Here is a 17,264-nt window from a genome sequence, read left to right on the forward strand (position 1 = left end):
GGACGGGGCCGCCTACCGGCAAATGAAATCGGCCGTGCTGAGCGCCTTTCCGCCGGCGGAAGTCGAAGCCGCCGTCAGGCCGATCGCCGAGCGTCATTCGCGCGACATCATGACCCGGGCCAGCCCCGGCTTCGACGCCATCGGCGGGCTGATGAAGATCGTTCCGGTACGCATCTGTCGCGACTATTTCGGCCTCGAGATCGACGATGAAACCGAATTCGCCGACTGGTCGATCGCGCTCAGCGCGCTGTTCTTTTCCGATCCGACAGCGAGCCCAACGACACGTCAGCTCGCGATCGTCGGCGGCGATCGTCTGATCAAGGTCATCGACCGCTCGATTGCCGCGATCAGGGACAGGGGAGGGAAGGACGAACGGCCGCTGGCGCGCCTCGTCGCGCTCATGGATCAAGGGCGCCTATCGCAGCCGGACATCCATTCGATCATGCTCGGCATGATTGCCGGCTTCGTTCCGACCAATGTGCTTGCCGGCGGCAATTGCCTGGACGTCATCCTGTCGCGGTCAGATGCAAGGCAGGCTGTCGACGCAGCCATTGCAGCGGGCGGTACCGGCAAACTCGATCGGGCGATCCTGGAAGCCATGCGCTTCAAGCCGATCTGGGTTGGTCCGTGGCGCTACACCGCCCGTAACGCGGTCATCGGCCAAGGCACGCGGCGAGAGCGCCTTGTGAAGGCCGGAACGGTCGTCATGCCGGCGACGCTTTCCGCCATGTTCGATCCGGAAATCGTGCAAAGGCCAAACCAATTCGACACCTCGCGGCCTTATCGCGATTACATGGTGTTCGGCCACGGCATTCATCTGTGCATCGGGGCCGAGATCGCTCGCATTCAGATCGGCGAATGCATTCGCGCCCTGTTCAGCAAGCCCAAGCTCCGCCGCGCGCGCGGCAGAGCCGGCAAGATGGTCAATGTCGGCGCCTATCCGGCCAGCCTCAAGGTCGATTTCGAGCGCTCGCCGCTTTGCCGCACGGTCGACCAGTCGATGGTCACCGTGGTTTGCCCGATCAGGCGTGCGGTGCCGCTGGATGCCGTGCGCGACAAGGTCGGCGCACTTGGCAACCCGGCGATCGACGAGGTGGGCAATGCGCTCGACAATGTCGGCACGGTCCACTTCGCCAGCCTGGCTGTCGCCGCCACCGGCAGGGACGAGAAATCGGACCTCGAGACGGGCGCGCTCGTACTCGAAATCTCCGGCGACGGCAGCACCGACGATGTCATCGGTGCCATCACGCAGGCCATAGGCCACCGCCTGCGGCCGATCTTAAGGGCCGTGTGCGGTCTGCCCGACGACTCTTCGCTGCAGGACTTCCTGAAGAAGCATCACATCGAGATCTCGCCGTCCTTCGGCAGCACGGCAGGGCTGGTTTTTTCCGGAACGCCTGGCCATTCGGTGCGCCGCATCCTGGCCGAGGCAGAGCTCGCCGACAGCGTGCGCGAGATCGTCGAAAAGCCGCGAGCGGGTATTGGCAACGCCCTTGCTGTGCTCACCGAGGCGCGCCGGCATGCCCAGTCGCTAGGAAAGTTCGGCTGGGCCTTCGAGCCGGCTGAGAGCCTGCTGGAGCGGCCTCCGGGCCGCTGGTGGCGAGCCTTGACGACGACGCTGCTTGCGCCGGCTGTGCTCGCCACCGTCGCGATCGTCATACTTGCCTGCTGGCGCATGACCTATGTGCTCGTGTTCGGCAATCCGCACGGTGTCACCTTCACCAACGTCGCAATTGCCGGCACCGCGCTTCTGCTGGCGGTGCTGGGGCTGCTCGCGATAGCCCTGCTGTTCATCGGCTTGTGCTTCCTCAGCCTGCGGCGCCTTGAGGACAAGGACCGGACGCAGAGCACGCCGATCGATCTCGGCGCGCTGGACAGGATCCTCGCCAATGAGGACCACTGCGCGCAAAACCATCTCACCGCGATATCGACGATGAAGGCCGGCACCTTGCGGCGGCTGGCGCTAAGGCTTTCCTTCTACCTGATCTCGATATCGGCGCAGAAGGTGTTCAAGCCGGGGTTCCTCGCCACCATAAACACCATTCACTTCGCCCGCTGGGTGCTGCTGCCGGGCACCGACAAGCTGATGTTCTTCTCCAACTATGGCGGCAGCTGGGAAAGCTATCTCGAGGACTTCATCGCCAAGGCCTCAGAGGGCCTGACCGGCGTATGGAGCAACACGGAAGGCTACCCGCGCACGCGTTGGCTCTTCCTCGACGGCGCGCGCGACGGGGACCGCTTCAAGCGCTGGGCGCGGCGTCAGCAGGTGTCGACGCTGTTCTGGTACTCTGCCTATCCGCATCTCAACACCGCGCGCATCCGTATCAACTCGAAGATCCGGCGCGGCATTGCTTCCGCCACCGGCAGCGAGGCCCGCAACTGGGTGAGCCTGTTCGGCTCGCTGCAGCGGCCGCAGGCAAGGCCGGCTGCAACCGTCGGCCGTGAACCGGCGCCTTCGCCCGTGGAAGAACTGGAAGCCGGCGAGATCCAATCCATTTTCTTCGGCCCGTTCGGCGCGCTTGGCCACGCGCATATGCTGGCGATCCGGGTGCCGGAAGAACTGCCGGCCATGCAACGCAGAGCGTGGCTGGACTTCGTCATCGACAAGACCAGTTTCGGCGACGGCGTGCCGGCCGGACGCGCCATGACGGTGGCCTTCGGTCCCGACGGTTTGCGCCGTCTTGGGCTGAAGGGCGGCGTCGACGACGATCCGCTGGACACATTCCCAGCTGCCTTTCGCCACGGCATGGGCAATCCAGAGCGCAGCCGCATCCTCGACGACACCGGCCCCGATGCGCCTGAGAAATGGCAGTGGGGTTCGGCCACGGCGCCGGTCGACGCAGTCGTCATCTGCTACGCCGCGGAGCCGGCGGTACTGAAGGGGGAGGTTGCGGCCGCGAAGCGAAAGACGACAGGCGCGGGGATGAAGATCGTTGCCGAATTGCCGCTTGTCGTGAACCGCGAGCCAAAGAAGGACGGTGGGACAACGCAACATGCCGGCAACGACGGCAAGCCGGAGCGCGCCCGCGCCTACGAGCATTTCGGCTTTGCCGACGGCGTCTCGCAGCCGATCGTCAGGGGTACGTCGCGCGCCAGCAAGGGTGCCGCGCCGATGCACCTGGTCGCGCCGGGCGAGTTCCTGTTCGGCTATCGCGACGAGCATGGGTTCTATCCAGCCTCGCCCTCCGTCCGGGCAGCACAGGATCGCACCGGCATCCTGTCTCAGGTGCGGCGCAACCGGCAGATCCCCGGCCAGCCCCCGCCGCCGCGCGATTTCGGCCGCAACGGCTCGTTCCTGGTCGTGCGCCAGTTCGAGCAGCATGTCGAGTTATTCGATGACTATTGCAAGCATGCCGCCGCGCGGGCTGCGCGCGAGACCGGCGACAACGCCATCACGCCGCGCTGGGTCGCGGCCAAGATGCTCGGCCGCTGGCAGGACGGCAGTTCGCTGGTGCGCAACCCCGATGGCCGCCCGGGTCGTGGCGTCGACAACGACTTCGCGCTCGGCGCCGAGGACCCGCAGGGGCATCGCTGTCCGCTCGGCTCGCACATACGCCGTTCCAATCCGCGCGACTCGCTTGGCGAGGATCGCGAGACGCAGATCAGGATCGGCAAGCGCCACCGCATCCTGCGCGTCGGCCGCACCTATGAGAAGAAGGACTGCAGCGGGAAGGTCGAGAAGGGGCTTCTCTTCATGTGCCTCAACGCCGACATCGAACGCCAATACGAGTTCATTCAGCAGACCTGGGTCTCGTCGAGCTCGTTCCAAGGCCTTGTCGGCGAAAAGGATCCGACGATCGGCGCGCGCGACGGCGGAGGCCGATTCTCGATTCCGTCCTGGGAAAAGGTGACGGTGCTCAGGGACATGCCGCAATTCGTCACCACGAAAGGCGGCGGCTACTTCTTCATGCCGAGCCGGTCCGCGCTGCGCTACCTGATTTCGCGGCTCTGATTCGGGTCAGAATCGTTCAGTCGTCGTCCTGCGAAGCGGCGATGTGGTTCAGCGCGGCGGCATTTGTGATGCGCAGCCCGCCGCGTTTGATGTCGATCATGTGCCGGTTGCGCCAGTCGTTGAGCGTCTTGTTGACCGACTCGCGCGTCGCGCCGAGGAATTCGCCGAGTTCCGATTGCGAAATTGGGATCCAGCCGGCGGGGTCGGCCATGACGCCGCTGAGGAACACCAGCCGTTTCGCCAGCCGGGCCTCGATGCCGAAGAAGGCCTGGTCGCCAAGCTCGCCGCTGACCCAGCGCAGCCGCGTGCACAGCAGCTCGATCATGGCGCGCGCTAGCGGTGGATTTTTTTCAATGCGATCAAAGAGTTGCGTGCGACTGAGAGAAACCAGCTCGCATGCGGTGAGGCAAATGGCGGTTGCCGTGCGCGGGCGTCCGTCGAGCGCGCCGATCTCGCCGATCAGGCTGCGCGACAGCTCGATATTGGCCACCAGCTTCTGCCCGCCCGGTGAATAGAGCGAAATCTCGACCGTGCCGCTCATCACGCCGTAGATGCGGTCGGATGCGTCCTCCTGGACGAACAGGTGCTGACCGGCGGCATAACGTTCGACCTTGCAGCCGCCGAACAGCAAATCGAACTGGCGCGGATCGATCCGCGCCAGACGCGGCAGGGTGCTCCTGTCGTCTGCGCTGGCTGTGGACATGATGCGGTTCCGCCTCTCGTTGAGCGGAAATTGTATGACAAGTGCATGCTCGATCAAGGCCTGTCTCCTTTGGTGCGATTGCGGCAACACACGACGGCCTTTGTAGATCGGGCGCCAGACGTGCGCTGCCGGCATCAAATTGTCCGGCAACGGTCCCTTGCAGCGGGAAACCGGAGCGCGCTGGCGGACGCGAACCGAACTACGAAACGCCGTTCGCGCGCGTGGCGGGAGGCGACCGACGCGCGCGAACAGCAAATCTGAAAATGGCTAGGTGATCGAAACTCCCTGCCGAGCTTTCAGGCCCGGAGGCCGTTGGAGCCCATGCATTGAAGCAGAAGCCAGTACCACCGGTGCAATATCTGTGCGCGATGCCTCCGCGGCGTATGTGAAGGCGATCACAGAACCGTCGCCATTGTCCAGCAGCGGCTTGCCGCCGCCCTGCATGGGCCAGGCCGACGACCCCGATCGAACTCAGCGCCTTCGAATGCAATGTCGGCAACAAGGGCAGCGGCCCGGCTGTCGACACCGCCCGCAGCAGGCACCACACTGCGGCAGTGCTTCAAAAGGCAATTGCGGAAAATCGAAAACCGATCTATGGAGCACGCGGCTGATTGAGGGCGGCTATCCATCCTATTTGCATAGGTTCGCTGCCCCATGCCCGATAACTTCTCGCGTGTAATCGCATTTCTTGCCGTGGTTATGGCTCTGCTGTTTGCCGGGCTGCATTTCCATCAGGGCAACATCATAGCCACGCTCTACTTCATGACCGGCGCCATTCTGGTGACGGGAGTAACGCATTTGAATGTGCGCCGAGGCCTGATCTAAGCGGCCTCCCGGACGCGAGCTGTCCCGCTGCACGAAATTGAAGAGGTTCATCGCGGCCGGATCATCCAACTTTCAGGAAGTTGGATGGTGGGCGATGCAGGGATTGAACCTGCGACCCCACCCGTGTGAAGGGTGTGCTCTCCCGCTGAGCTAATCGCCCGCTCGTTGCCCGAAGGCTGAAGCGAGCCGCGATATAAGGGAGGCGGGTGCGCGAAGTCAAGGCAATGTGCCGTCGTTATCCTGCGGATCGATTTCAGGTTCCTGCCGGCTCGATCTGAGCCGCCGCTCAGCGCGCCGCCGCGATCAGACGCTGGGCCAATTCCGGCGTCAGCGTGTCGAAATGCGAGATCACCAGCGTCGGTTCGAACTCGCGCACATGACGATCCGTATAGCCGAAATCGACCGCCACCACCGGAATACCGGCCGCCTTCGCGGTGTCGATGTCGGTCTGCGAATCGCCGACCATCAGGGCGTTGTGCGGATCGCCGCCAGCCAGTTTGATGGTTTCGGTCAGATGGCGCGGGTCGGGTTTGCGGAAGGCAAAAGTGTCCTGGCCGCAGATCGCGGCAAAGTATTTGTCGAGACCGAGCGCGCCGATCAGCGTCGCCGAATTCGCTTCATACTTGTTGGTGCAAACCGCCATCAGATAACCGGCGGCCTGGAAGTGGTCGAGAGCCGCGACCACGCCGGGATAGGGGCGGGACTTGCCTGGAATGTTGATCGTGTAGTGGTCCAGGAAAAGCTTCAGCAGCCGGTCGTGCTCTTCCGCCATCAGCGCCTTGTTTTGCGCCGCATGCGCGCGTTCGATCATCACGCGGCCGCCATGGCCGACGTAGCGCTTGAAGCCGGCTTGGTCGACCGCGGCCAGCTCCGCGGCCGCCAGGCTGTGGTTGAGGCTGTCGAGCAGATCCGGCGCAGTGTCGATGAGCGTCCCGTCGAGGTCGAACACGATGATCGGTCGGGTCATGGCCAGTCCTGAATGATTGAGGTTCAGCAGCCGATACAAGCTGGGCGGTGGTCAAGCAAGCCGCCTCCATCGGTCCACAGGCAGAGCCTTTGACGGGACAGGCAAAAATGCTAGGAGGCGCGCCAAACCATGGAAATCGGGGACAGGAGCGGCATGGACGCAAGGCAGTTGAAGGTCGAGGCCGCGCGTGCGGCGCTCGCCCATGTCAGCAGCGGCATGCGGCTCGGCATCGGCACGGGCACGACCGCCGACGAGTTCGTCCGGCTGCTCGCCGAAAAGGTCGCGACCGGCCTCAGCGTCATCGGCGTGCCCACATCCGAGCGCACCGCGGCACTCTGCCGCGAGCTTGGCGTGCCGCTGTCGACGCTCGAGGAAACGCCGGAGCTCGACCTCACCATCGACGGCGCCGACGAGATCGATCCCGCGCTGACGTTGATCAAGGGTGGGGGCGGGGCGCTGCTGCGCGAGAAGATCGTCGCGGCGGCGTCGCAGCGCATGATCGTGATTGCCGACCAGTCCAAGATGGTCGAGACGCTCGGCCGTTTCCCGCTGCCGATCGAGGTCAACAAGTTCGGCCTGCGCGCCACCGAGATCGCGGTCGGCGCGGCGGCGGCAAGCCTCGGCCTTGCCGGCCCGGTGACATTGAGGATGACGGGGGAGCAGCCATTTGTTACAGACGGCGGCCACTTTATCCTCGATGCATCTTTTGGCCGCATTCCGGATACAAGAGCGCTTTCGAATGCTCTCTTCGCCATTCCAGGCGTTGTCGAGCACGGTCTATTCATCGGGCTGGCGTCAACCGCCGTCATCGCCGGCGGCGACGGCATCCAAACCGTCCATGCCGCCCGAAAACCAGGGAGTTCTATCGACCATGATGTTGCATAAACGGGTTCGCCGCCTTTCGACCATTCTGGCGGCCTCAGCGGTGCTTGCGCTGTCCTCGCCGGCGTTTTCGCAGGATATCAGCGAATCGCATCTGAAGGCCGCACGGGCCGCAGTTGCGGCTATCCACGCTACCGACCCGTTCGACAATATCCTGCCGCAGGCGGCGGCCGCGCTTGAGAACCAGCTGATCCAGAAGAACCCCGACATGCAGGAACTGATCGGCAAGACGGTCACCGAAAAGGCCATGGGCTTGGCGGCGCGCCGCGCCGACCTGGAGAAGGAGGCGGCGCTCGCCTACGCCAAGGTGTTTTCCGAAAAGGACCTCAACGATATCGCCACTTTCTACAGCTCGGAAGCCGGCAAGAAGCTGCTCGACAGCGGCCCGGCGGTCACGCGCGACCTGGTGAAGGCGGCCGACATTTGGCAGAACGGGGTCGCCCGCGACCTCGCCCAGCAGGTCGGCGAAACGCTCGCCGCCGCCGCAAAGGCCGCGGCTCCGGCCAAGCCTGCGAAGGATGCGACCGCTCCTGCCGACGGCTCCGCTCCTGCCGATAATTCGGCGCCTGCAGACGACCAGGCTCCTGCCGACAACTCGGCTCCTGCCGACAATTCGCAGAACTGATCCGTTTCAAGCGGCCGACGGCCGACTTGACCAGAAGAGCCCGGATTTCCGGGCTTTTCTTTTGCCTGCTGTCCGCCTACCTGTGACACACTTCCATTGCGCAGGAGTCCTTTCGATGGCCGGTTACGACTATGATCTCTTCGTCATCGGCGGCGGCTCCGGCGGGGTGAGGGCGGCCCGTGTGGCTGCCTCGCTCGGCAAGCGCGTCGCCATTGCCGAGGAGTATCGCTATGGCGGTACTTGCGTCATCCGCGGCTGCGTGCCGAAGAAACTTTATGTCTATGCCTCGCAATTCCCCGAACATTTCGCCGATGCCGCCGGCTATGGCTGGATGGTGCCCGAGGCAAGCTTCGACTGGCCGACGCTGGTCGCCAACAAGGACAGGGAGATCGCCAGGCTGGAGGCGATCTACAAGAGGAATGTCGAAGGTGCGGGCGGCGAGGCCTTCCACTCGCGCGCCGTGCTGGTCGATCCGCATTCCGTCTATCTCACTGCCGAAGACCGCACCGTCAGCGCCGACCAGATCCTGATCGCCACGGGCGGCCGTCCGGCTCCGCACCCGGCGCTTTCCGGCCACGAATATTGCATCTTCTCCAACGAAGCCTTCGATCTCAAGGAATTGCCGAAGGCGATCATGATCGAGGGCGGCGGCTATATCGCCGTCGAATTCGCCAACATCTTTCATGGACTGGGCGTCGACACCACGCTGGTCTACCGTGGCCAAGAAATTCTTTCGCGCTTCGATATGGACCTTCGCCGCTCGCTGCACGAGACAATGGAGAAGAAGGGGATCAGGATCCTCTGCCGTTCGATCTCGGAATGGGTGCGCAAGACCGCTGAGGGCAGACTGGACGTGCTGCTCTCCAGTGGCCAGACGCTGACCGTCGACCAGGTCATGCTGGCGATCGGCCGCATCCCGAACACGGAGAATATGGGACTCGAAGGCATCGGCATGGAGCTCGGCAAGACCGGCGCGATCATCGTCGATGAATTTTCCCGCACCAGCATCGACAATATCTGGGCGATCGGCGACGTCACCCACCGCGTGCAACTGACGCCGGTGGCCATCCACGAAGCGATGTGTTTCATCGAGACAGCCTTGAAAGGCAATCCGACAGCGCCAGACCATGATACCATTCCGACGGCCGTGTTTTCGCAGCCCGAGATCGGCACCGTTGGCCTATCCGAGGACGAGGCCGTCAAGCGCTTCCCCGACATCGAGATCCATCGCGCGTCTTTCCGTCCCATGCGGCACACGCTGTCGGGCCGTGACGAAAAGATGCTGATGAAGCTGGTGGTCGACGGCGCGTCGCGGAAAGTGCTCGGCGCCCATATCCTGGGACCGGACGCCGGCGAGATGGCGCAGCTGCTCGGCATTCCGCTGAAGGCGGGGCTGAGCAAGGACGATTTCGACCGCACCATGGCCGTCCACCCGACAGCGGCGGAGGAGCTGGTCACCATGTACAAGCCGACCTATCGCGTGAAGAACGGCGAGCGCGTTTGAAGCCAAGCCGGGAAGGCGCCGCCGGCCATGCCGACGGCGCGAAGCTTCTTGGCTAGAGGAGCGTGCCGCGCAGGATCACCAGAGCCACCGAGAAATAGATCACCAGCCCGGTGACATCGACCAGCGTGGCGACGAACGGTGCCGAGGCGCTTGCCGGATCGAAGCCGATGCGCTTCAGCGCGAAAGGCAGCATCGATCCCGACAGCGAGCCGAAGGTCACGATGCCGACCAGCGCCGCGCCCACCGTTGCCGCGATCAGCATCCAATGCGGGCCATAGTCGTAGAAGCCGAAATACTGCCAGAGCGCGATGCGGCAGATGCCGACTATGCCGAGGATCGAGCCGAGCACCAAACCGGTCGGCAGCTCGCGCAAGGCGACACGCCACCAGTCGCGAAGGCCGATCTCGCGCAGTGCCAGCGCGCGGATGACGAGCGAGGTCGCCTGCGAGCCGGAATTGCCGCCCGAGCTCATGATCAGCGGGATGAAGAGGGTGAGCACGATCGCCTTCTCCAACTCGCCCTCGTAGCTCTGCATGGCGTTCGCCGTGAGCATCTCGCTGAGGAACAGTGCGCATAGCCAGCCGGCCCGCTTCTGGATCATGGCGAGAAAGCCCATCTTCATATAGGGCTCGTCCAGCGCCTCCATGCCGCCGAAACGATGAACGTCTTCGGTCGTTTCCTCGACCATGGTGTCGATGATGTCGTCGATGGTGACGATGCCGAGGATCTTGCCGTGATCCACAACCGGCAGGGCGAGCAGATCGTATTTGGAGATCGTCTGCGCCAGCGTTTCGCGATCGGTCAGCGGCGTGACCGTGACCGGCATGCGATCCGGCGCCACCGACAGGATCGAGTCCAGAGGCTCGCCGGTGATCAGCCGGCGCAAGCCCGTCGCCCGCAGCAGGAGCTGCGTCTCCTTGTCGGTGATGTAAATCGCATAGACGGTCTCGCGCGTGCGCTCGACTTTGCGGATGTGGTCGAGCGTGCGGCCGACGGTCCAGTCCGAAGGCACGCTGACGAACTCGGTCGTCATGATCGAGGCGGCGCTGCCTTCGGGATAACCGAGAATCGAAAGCAGCGTCGCGCGCAGCGGTGGGGCAAGCGCGCCAAGCAGTTCCGAGCGCGCAGGCTCATCGAGCTCGCGCAGGATGTCGGCTGCGCGGTCGACCGACATGGCGGTGAGCAGCTTGCCTGCTTTCGCGCGCGGCAGGGCTGCGGCGAGTTCCGGCGCGCTTTCGAGCTCCGGCTGGTCGAAGATTTCGACCAACCGCTCGAACGGCACCGCGCAGAGCAGCTCGATGGCCGTCACGCGGTTGAGGGCTTCGACGACGTCCGCGACGTGGTCGTTGGCAAGAACACGGGCGACGGCGACCGCTTCGTCGTCCAATACGGATGCGAATTCATTCATGGCTCACTCCTTGCCGTCCGGCAGGACGTGAGCCGTCAGGTCACGTCAAGGCGGACGGCGGTTGCGTTCGACTGTGACTGTCGCCAGGCATGGCGGGTTTGACCTTTCTGCTCGCGGGGTAGCGCATGACTCCCCGAAAAATCGGCTCCGATTTTCGAAAGGATCATGCGCAATTCTAAGATTCTACAGCGTCCCTTACGCGTCCGAAGGGCGCGTGGCGCTGTAGATTTCAAATCTGCGAGCGGGCGCAACATAGGAGCGCGTTTTGCCGAGTCAATCGCGACGAGCGCTGAAAATGAGCGAAGCATTGCCGGATCGCGAGACTGTGATCGACAGTGGCCGCTGCCGAGGCGACGGACCAGGGCTGGACTGATTGCTATTTCTGCTTGAGCCGCCGGAAGCGCAACCATTTGTCCTCGGCCGGCCGGGGCTGCGCGAGGATCGTCGTGAGCTCGCGCGGCAGAGCGGGAGCGAGCGGCTTCTTGGTCGCGACGCCATCGGAGATCGCCACGACGCTATGATAGAATTCCTCTCCGGAAAGCGACCGCGGCGGAACGGCCTCGTGCATCACGCTGATCACGGTTACATCCGGGCAATTGACCTTGATCGCTTCGTGGAAGGCGATCTTGCCTTCGGGGTCGAGAGCGCCGGTCGCTTCGTCGAGGAAGAGCAGTCCCGGCTGCTGCAGGATGATGCGGGCTACCACCAGCTTCTGCTTCTGCCCGCCTGACAGAACCTGATCCCAGAGCTTGCCTTCGCGGCTCTCATCGGCCAGGTGCCCAATGAATTCGCCGAGGCCGGCCTTGTGCAGGGCGGCCGCTACCAGCACGTCGGTGTGATCGTTTTCCGAACCCGGCAGACAGACGAGCTGCTTCAGCGAGACCTGCTGCAGCTTGACCTCCTGGGCGGCATAGAAGCTCGTTACCCCTTCCGGGAACACGATGGTGCCGCGGCCATAGGGCCACAGACCATTGATTGCCTTGATCAGCGAGGTCTTGCCGCAGCCGGACTCACCCTTGAGGAATGTCCACTCGGCGCGGCGGAAGCGCAGGTTGGCGGCGCTCAGGAAGGGCGTTGCGTCCTCGCCCTGATGCGCCAGCTCCAGCTTCTGGATGGTCAGGCCGAAGACGGGATTTTGCGTGGCATAGCTGAAGTCCGAGCGGCCGGTCTGGCGATAGAACTCCTGCGGCTGCTGGACGTTCTCGATGGCGCTGGCGAGCTCGGTTACACGCTGGCTGTTGGCCCTAAGCGTGGCGATCGCGGGCATGACATGGATGAACCACGAACACTGGCTGATCAGCTGCGCGACCATTTCAGAGCCGGTTATGTAGCCCTTGAGATCGAAGCCGTTGTGAATGAACGGCACGAGACCGGGTCCGTAGGAAACGATGCGGGCGCCGATGAAATTGTAGATCAGCTCGAACGACATGTAGCTGGTGTTGACGACGTTCAGCCGCCCCCAGGTCTTGTCGATGTCGACATAGAGCTTGTCGTGCATCGTCTTCTGCACATCCTCGCCGTGTGAGGCGGCGACGTGGAAGCTGCGGCGCAGGAAGGTCGTCAATTCGCTGCGATAACTGCCTTCGGCCTGTTGCATGCGGATGTTGAGACGTTCGAGCAGGCCGCCGAGCTTCACCGCAATCCAGGTGTTGAGCGGCACGTAGGTCGCGACCGCCAGAAAGGCCAGCACGGCACTGCCGTAGCTGCCGAGGAACTCCAGCCCTTTGACCTCCACCGAGGCCCCGATCAAATTCTCGCCGACGAAATAAAGCGACGTCGCCACGCCCAGCACGCCCATGGCGAGGCCGATGGCGCCGCCCGTCATGTCCTTGATCGATTCCTGGATGCGCTGGTCGATGTTGTCGGGAGCGACGATACCGCCGGCAACCGAGCCATGCTGGGCATGGAAATGGGTATGGTTGCCGTCGAGCAGCGCTCGGTTGAATTGGCTGTTCAGCCAGCCCCGCCATTTGCGATGCAAGGTTGCGGAAACCAGATTGCGTACTCCGGTGAAGCCGGCGTCCTTGAGCACGACCAACAGCACCAATATGCCGGCATTGGTCAGAAGCGTCTGGAGCGGATTGATATTGGCGGCGTCGTGGAAGAAGGCGATCGAATTCACCAGCTCGCCCGATGCCATGGCAAACCACACGCCAGCCTTGCTGGAGAGCGCTGTCAGCAGCGCGATGACGAGGGTAAGGGTCCAGGCTTCCTTCCACCGGTCGGAGAACCAGTAGGCTCGCATCAGTCCCCAGAATGTGCGCATCGACGATACCGGCGTCAGGGGCGAGGGCCTTGCCGCCTCGCTGGATGTTTGCTCCGGTACTGTACGTCGCGGTCTACCGACCCGAATCACGATCCCGCCCGAATCTTTCCTGTTTTGTTACACATGGTAACACCAATTGATCATTTTCCATTAATTTTCTTCCCCCGAATGGGAACAGGGTTACCGGCCGTGGCATGAAGGCAACAGAAAAGCTTTGCCGGCTAATATCTATCGGAGGGGAATTCGTGTTTTGGTTCAGCCGGTTGGGAACAGAGTTTCGGCTGGAAAGGACTTTCCCCAGGGGAAGCCAAAAACACGGTTTTGTGAAGGAATATTCAGCCCGATGCGCGGCCGGTCCATGGTTGAAGGGCTCGAAAAGTCCCTTCAGGAGACCTGGGGTTACCTTGAATCAACCGCCGTAGTCCGCGGGAATCTCTCTCAGCAGTCATCACGGGCTTCCGCGTCGGCTGGGCGGAGGGGTGATGCGACTTGATTTAGCCCGCCGTTTCGAGCTCACCGCGCGCCTTGGCCGCAGCGATCTGGCGGATAGCATCGGCCAGCGTGTCGGCGTCCTGCGCGCCCATAACGGCATATTTGCCTTCGAGCAGGAAACAGGGCACGCCGGTGATGCCCATGCGCGAGGCGGTGGCGATCTCGTTGCGCACCGCCTCGACATCGGCATCCGTGGGCAGCAGCGTCTCGACCACGGAACCGTCCATGCCGGCTTCGCGGGCGGCTTCGGTTAGGACGGCATGGTCGCCGAGATTGGCGCCTTCCTCGAAATTCAGCTGGAAGAGGCGTCGCACCAACCGGTTCTGCACGTCCTCGCCGGCAGGCCCCGCCCAACGGATAACGCGGTGGGCGTCCAGCGTGTTGGGAGCGACCTTGATGGCGCCGAAGGCGAAATGGATCCCTTCCGCCTCGCCGAGCGGCTCAATGCGCGCATGGATCTGCTGGATGCGTTCTTCGCTGCCGAATTTGCCCAGCATGTATTCGCGGCGAACCATGCCGCCTTGCGGAATGGTCGGATCGAGCTGGAACGGCCGCCAGCGCACGTGCACGTCGATATCGCCGGCAGCGGCGACCGCCCTGTCCAGCCGCTTCTGGCCGATGAAGCACCAGGGACAGACGACATCCGACACCACATCGATGGTGATCGAGTTCTCCGCGCTCATGCTCGTCTCCTTGCTTGGTCCGTGTCAGGCGGGGGATCGCGTCAGTTGGGCTTTCGCCACCATGTCGGCAGCTGATAGCCGAATATGGGCGTCTTTTGCGGATGTTCCAGGTAGCTCCAGTAAGCCAGCCACTGCTGCGTGTTGTATTGCATGGGCACCATGTAGTTGCCCGATATCAGCAGCCGATCGAGAACGCGCACCGCGGCGACATAGTCTTCCTTCGTGCGCGCATTCAACATCGCGTTGATCGCCGCGTCGACCGCGGGATCGGCGACGCCGGCCAGGTTGAATGAACCCTCCTGCTTGGCGGCGACGGATCCCCAGCGTCCCACCTGCTCGCTGCCGGGCGAGAGCGAATTGTTGAAACCGCTTGTGCCGATCAGTACCTCGAAGTCGAAGCGCTGCTTGCGCGACTGGATTTGATCGCCGTCGAGGCCGCGGATGGTTACATCGATGCCGATCTTCTCCAGCGTGCGCTGATAGAGAGCCGCAAGCCGCTCCTCGTCCTGCGATGACGTCATGATCTCGAAGCCGAAGGGATTGCCTTCAGGGTCGAGCATCCGGCCGTCCTCTACGTGATAGCCAGCGCTTTTCAGGAGCTCGAAAGCCGCTCGCAGCACCTTGCGGTCCTGGCCGGAGCCGTCGGTGACCGGCGGCCGCCAGGTTCCGTCCATCACCTCGGCAGGGACGCGGCCGGGGTAGGGGGCAAGCAGCGCCTTCTCCCGCTCGTCGGCGGGATGGCCGAGCGCGGACAATTCCGAGTTCTGCCAGAAGCTCATGGTTCGATTGAACTTGCCGGCGAACAGGTTTTTGTTGGCCCATTCGAAGTCGTAGAGCATGCCGAGCGCACGCCGCACGACCGGATTGGAAAACTTCGGCAGCCTGGTGTTGAACAGGAAGCCCGTCACCACCGGCGGAATACCGGTGTCGAAATATTCCTGCTTCACATCACCCTTGCGAAAGGCCGGGAAGTCGATATCGCGGTCGCGCTTGACCGGATCGGTCTCGTCGTCGAGGGCACAGATGCCTTTCTTGAACGCTTCCGTCTTGGCGTTGGCGTTGAGGAAATACTCGATGGTGATCTGGTCGAAATTGTCGAAGCCGCGCTTCGATGGGATGTCCTTGCCCCAATAATTGGGATTGCGCTTGAACACGATGCGCTGCCCAGGCTGCACCTTGTCCACGGTATAGGGGCCGCTGCCGGTCAGCGGCTTCAGCGTGGTCTTGTCGAAAGTCTCCTTGTCGAAGGCGTGCTTGGGGATGATCGGCGTCAGCGCGACGATCAGCGGAAATTCGCGATTGGCCTTTTCGTTGAAGGTGAACTTCACGCTGTGGTCGCCGGTCTTCTCCAGCCTGGCGATCATGCTCATGCGATCGCTGTAAGGCGGGCGGCCCTTGTCCTTGAAGACATCGTAGGTGAACAGCACGTCCTCCGGCGTCACAGGCTGGCCGTCCGACCATTTGGCATTGGGATTGAGGTGGAACTCGATGCTCTTGCGATCCGGGTCCATGTCGGCGCTGTCGGCGAGCAGGCCGTAGAGGCTGAAGGGCTCGTTGTAGTTGCGCTGCATCAACGGCTCGAAGACCAGGTTGCCGTAGACCGTGTCGATCATGCCGCGCGCGGTGGTGCGCAGGCTCTTCAGGATGAAGGGGTTGAGATTGTCGAAACTGCCGACGACGCAATAGGTGACGCTGCCGCCCTTCGGCGCATCGGGATTGACGTAGTCGAAATGCGTATAGTCCGCAGGCAGCGCCGGCTCGCCCTGCATGGCGATGCCGTGCTTCGATTCCGACAAAGCCGGAAGCAGCGAGAGAGCCAGAAACGAGGTCGCGGCGATCAGCCGAACGAGAACGCGGTCCATGACCGTCTCCTTGCCGGGCAGCTTGGTGATTCGACATGCACCCTAGAGCATTTCGCTCCCCGATTGAATCGGCGCGCGCCGGTCGCTTGGGTTCAGTCGACGCATCGCCGATGAGGCTCGTCCAGGGCAGGAGAACGCGGCAAGAAAACGCGGAAACCGGGCTGGATTCGGCGCCGCTGGCGGTGTAACACGCGCTCCGAAGTCATGCTGTTGCCTCATTTGGGCAACAGGTAGCGGGACCACACGGCAGGAAGAAGCCGGTCCCCGGGATCATTTGAGAGGAAAGTGCACCATATGACGAGCAACGCGTATCGCCTTTCGGTGCTGGCCGCAGGCGTGGTCGGCGTTCTGGGCGCCGGGCTTTTCACCGCTTCCGCGCAGCAGCCGCCGCAGATTCCGCAGGGCTGGTTCAAGGCCTGCACCAAGCAGGAAGACGTCGATATCTGCAACGTGCAGAACATCGTCACAGCCGGCAATGGCCAGCTCGTCACCGGCGTCAGCCTGATCGAGCTCAAGGGCAAAGTGAACCGTAAGGTGTTCCAGGTGACGGTGCCGACCGGCCGTCTCGTTCCTCCGGGCATCGGCCTGCAAATCGATTCCGGCAAGGCGCAGAAGCTCGACTATGTGATCTGCTTCCCGGATCGCTGCGTGGCCGAAGTGCCGCTGACCGACCAGCTTGTCGCGTCCTTCAAGAAGGGCCAGCAGATCACGCTCACCTCGGTCAATTTCCAGAACCAGCCGAACCCGATCAAGGTTGCGCTGACGGGCTTCAGCGGCGCCTATGACGGCCCGCCGCTGCAGCAGTCGGACATCGAGGACCGCCAAAAGAAGCTGCAGGACTTCGTCGCCAAGAACAACCAGGACTTCGCCAAGAAGCTTAAGGAAGAGCAGGACAAGGCGAAGACCGCCAACTGATTGTTGGAGCGTTTCTCCAGCATGCTAAAAAGCGAGCGGGGCAGGCGCCCCGCTCAGACTGCTGACAAACCCCTGGCGTTTGCCGGGGGTTTTTGATTCACTGGGTCATGTTGAAGCGACCCGCCCCTGAACAGACCGCGCTTGAGATGGTGACGTTGGATCAGCTGGTTCCGGCCGATC

Annotated in this window: 12 protein-coding genes and 1 tRNA gene; 6 read left to right on the forward strand and 7 right to left on the reverse strand. The window is 63.1% G+C overall.

Annotation, left to right across the window (positions count from 1 at the left end; genetic code table 11):
• Nucleotides 1-3,952 (forward strand): cytochrome P450 (locus EOA49_RS22720; RefSeq protein WP_127243359.1); only part of this gene is annotated, 3,952 nt, incomplete at its 5' end.
• A gap of 16 nt (nucleotides 3,953-3,968) precedes the next feature.
• Here the strand turns inward: EOA49_RS22720 and EOA49_RS22725 are convergent.
• Nucleotides 3,969-4,655, reverse strand: a complete 687-nt coding sequence (locus EOA49_RS22725) for a Crp/Fnr family transcriptional regulator (protein ID WP_067320180.1) — start codon at nucleotides 4,653-4,655, stop codon at nucleotides 3,969-3,971.
• Nucleotides 4,656-5,309: 654 nt separating this feature from the next.
• Between EOA49_RS22725 and EOA49_RS32780 the strand changes: the two genes are divergently transcribed.
• On the forward strand, nucleotides 5,310-5,480 hold the full coding sequence (locus EOA49_RS32780; RefSeq protein ID WP_164746760.1) for a hypothetical protein: 171 nt from the start codon (nucleotides 5,310-5,312) through the stop codon (nucleotides 5,478-5,480).
• Nucleotides 5,481-5,565: 85 nt separating this feature from the next.
• On the opposite strand, the gene EOA49_RS22730 is transcribed toward EOA49_RS32780, so the two are convergent.
• Nucleotides 5,566-5,640, reverse strand: a tRNA-Val gene (locus EOA49_RS22730).
• Between the two features lie 126 nt (nucleotides 5,641-5,766).
• Entirely contained in the window at nucleotides 5,767-6,447 is a 681-nt protein-coding gene (locus tag EOA49_RS22735) for a phosphoglycolate phosphatase (protein WP_066989841.1), read from the reverse strand.
• 153 nt (nucleotides 6,448-6,600) lie between these two features.
• Between EOA49_RS22735 and rpiA the strand changes: the two genes are divergently transcribed.
• From rpiA to gor, 3 genes are all read left to right on the forward strand, one after another.
• Complete coding sequence (gene rpiA / locus EOA49_RS22740) at nucleotides 6,601-7,332, forward strand: ribose-5-phosphate isomerase RpiA (RefSeq protein WP_127240584.1); 732 nt, start codon at nucleotides 6,601-6,603, stop codon at nucleotides 7,330-7,332.
• On the forward strand, nucleotides 7,319-7,954 hold the full coding sequence (locus EOA49_RS22745) for a DUF2059 domain-containing protein (RefSeq protein WP_095830088.1): 636 nt from the start codon (nucleotides 7,319-7,321) through the stop codon (nucleotides 7,952-7,954). The genes rpiA and EOA49_RS22745 overlap by 14 nt, the downstream gene beginning before the upstream one ends.
• 115 nt (nucleotides 7,955-8,069) lie before the next feature.
• Nucleotides 8,070-9,458, forward strand: coding sequence for a glutathione-disulfide reductase (gene gor / locus EOA49_RS22750; protein ID WP_127240581.1), 1,389 nt, complete (start codon nucleotides 8,070-8,072; stop codon nucleotides 9,456-9,458).
• Nucleotides 9,459-9,510: 52 nt separating this feature from the next.
• Here gor and mgtE read toward each other — a convergent pair whose 3' ends face one another.
• The 4 genes from mgtE to EOA49_RS22770 all read right to left on the reverse strand — a co-directional run bounded on the left by mgtE (nucleotide 9,511) and on the right by EOA49_RS22770 (nucleotide 16,169).
• Nucleotides 9,511-10,866, reverse strand: a complete 1,356-nt coding sequence (mgtE, locus tag EOA49_RS22755; RefSeq protein ID WP_127240582.1) for a magnesium transporter — start codon at nucleotides 10,864-10,866, stop codon at nucleotides 9,511-9,513.
• Nucleotides 10,867-11,242: 376 nt separating this feature from the next.
• Nucleotides 11,243-13,132, reverse strand: a complete 1,890-nt coding sequence (locus tag EOA49_RS22760; RefSeq protein ID WP_164746761.1) for an ABC transporter ATP-binding protein/permease — start codon at nucleotides 13,130-13,132, stop codon at nucleotides 11,243-11,245.
• A gap of 494 nt (nucleotides 13,133-13,626) precedes the next feature.
• A complete protein-coding gene (locus tag EOA49_RS22765; RefSeq protein WP_127240583.1) occupies nucleotides 13,627-14,307 on the reverse strand; it encodes a DsbA family protein in 681 nt (226 codons plus the stop codon).
• A gap of 41 nt (nucleotides 14,308-14,348) precedes the next feature.
• On the reverse strand, nucleotides 14,349-16,169 hold the full coding sequence (locus EOA49_RS22770) for an extracellular solute-binding protein (protein ID WP_127243360.1): 1,821 nt from the start codon (nucleotides 16,167-16,169) through the stop codon (nucleotides 14,349-14,351).
• 285 nt (nucleotides 16,170-16,454) lie between these two features.
• Between EOA49_RS22770 and EOA49_RS22775 the strand changes: the two genes are divergently transcribed.
• The gene (locus EOA49_RS22775) at nucleotides 16,455-17,084 is read left to right on the forward strand and encodes an invasion associated locus B family protein (RefSeq protein WP_095777677.1); all 630 of its coding nucleotides are present in this window, start codon (nucleotides 16,455-16,457) and stop codon (nucleotides 17,082-17,084) included.
• The last annotated feature ends 180 nt before the right edge of the window (nucleotides 17,085-17,264 follow it).

This window comes from Mesorhizobium sp. M1A.F.Ca.IN.020.04.1.1 (genome assembly GCF_003997315.1).
Classification (GTDB): domain Bacteria; phylum Pseudomonadota; class Alphaproteobacteria; order Rhizobiales; family Rhizobiaceae; genus Mesorhizobium.